1 protein-coding gene is annotated in these 1315 nt (G+C 55.8%); it reads right to left on the reverse strand.

Annotated elements, in window-relative coordinates; translation table 11 throughout:
• Positions 1 to 14 precede the first annotated feature (14 nt).
• A protein-coding gene (locus IGW03_RS37640) for an IS3 family transposase (RefSeq protein WP_438943726.1) occupies positions 15 to 1228 on the reverse strand; the annotation gives its coding sequence in 2 pieces (ribosomal slippage) (positions 15 to 904 and positions 904 to 1228; 1215 coding nt in all).
• Positions 1229 to 1315 lie beyond the last annotated feature (87 nt).

The raw sequence follows: 1315 nt of genomic DNA on the forward strand, positions 1-1315 counted from the left end.
TGGAGTTGCCCCTATTAAATCGGACACCCTGCGGCTAATTGGGCGCGGATGAATTCCCGTGGGGACTTCATTTTTAAGCCCTTGTGCGGGTGCGACTCATTGTAATCGTCGAACCAGCGATCCAGTTGTGCCAGGACAGTTGCTGCATCGGGACGGTCATGAACGTACACATAGTCCCGTTTAAACGTTTTTACAAACGACTCCGCCATCCCATTTGATTGCGGACTTCTAACCGGCGTAAAGCATGGCACCAAACCCAGCGACTGGCCGAACGCGATCGTTTCCCTGGCGGTATAGCAGCTGCCATTATCGGTGAGCCACTCCACCGCAGGTGGGGTTCGGTGAGAGTCAAATCGACGTTCCACGCATAGCAGCATCAAGTCGCGTACCGTCTCGCCGTCGAAGCCGCCGGTGGTGGCGCCCCAGGCAATGATTTCACGGTCACAGGTGTCAATCACAAACGTTACCCGCACCACAGCCCGGTTCCAGCATGGGATTTCAAAGCCGTCCGATGCCCAGCGCAGGTTCGACCTGAGGGTAATCACCTTGCCGTTATGCGGCCGCTCAGAGCGTTTCTGCGGCTGCCGGGCCAGTAGCAGGCCGTTCTGGCTCATTAACCGATATACCTTTTTATGGTTCAGCAGTGGCAGTCCCTGAGTCCGGCGTTGGCGGTTCAGCAGTGCCCCGACACGGCGGTAGCCATACGTCGGCCGTTCATCGACGATCGCACGAACGGCCGGCAACAGCATGGCATCGTCGGCCTTTACATAGGTCTTGCGTTCCTTGCCGCTCCCTTTCTGACGGAGGGTCAGGTTTGACCTGCTGACGTTGAGAGTCTGAGCCACGGTCTTCACGGGAAATCCTCGTCGGGCAAGCACGGCAGCCGCGAGATCAGTTTTTTTTCGTGTGCAACAGAGACGGCCTCCTTCAAGATCTCGTTCTCCAAGGTCTTCCTGCCCAGCACCCGTTCTAGCTCCCGGATACGTTTCTTCAACTCACGCACCTCCGCTGCAGCCACAACCTCATCATCTGCCTTGATCGCCTGTTTGCCACCTTCGGACATCAGCTTTCTCCACCGGAATAACAGGCTGGGAGAAATACCATATTTTCGGGCGACATAGGAAACCGTCATTCCAGGCACATTGAGTTCTTCAACTGCACGTAGCTTCTCTGGAAGCGTCCATCGCCTGCGGCGCTGGACGCTGGTTACGACCTCGATACTTTCCATTTCTACTCCAAGACATAGTCATATGCCTAGGTCTATTCCTAGGCGTTATGAAAAGCACGATGTCCGATTGAAATGGGGGCTGCTCCA

Origin of the sequence: Noviherbaspirillum malthae, from assembly GCF_015352985.1 — a bacterium.
Classification (GTDB): Bacteria; Pseudomonadota; Gammaproteobacteria; order Burkholderiales; family Burkholderiaceae_D; genus Noviherbaspirillum; species Noviherbaspirillum malthae.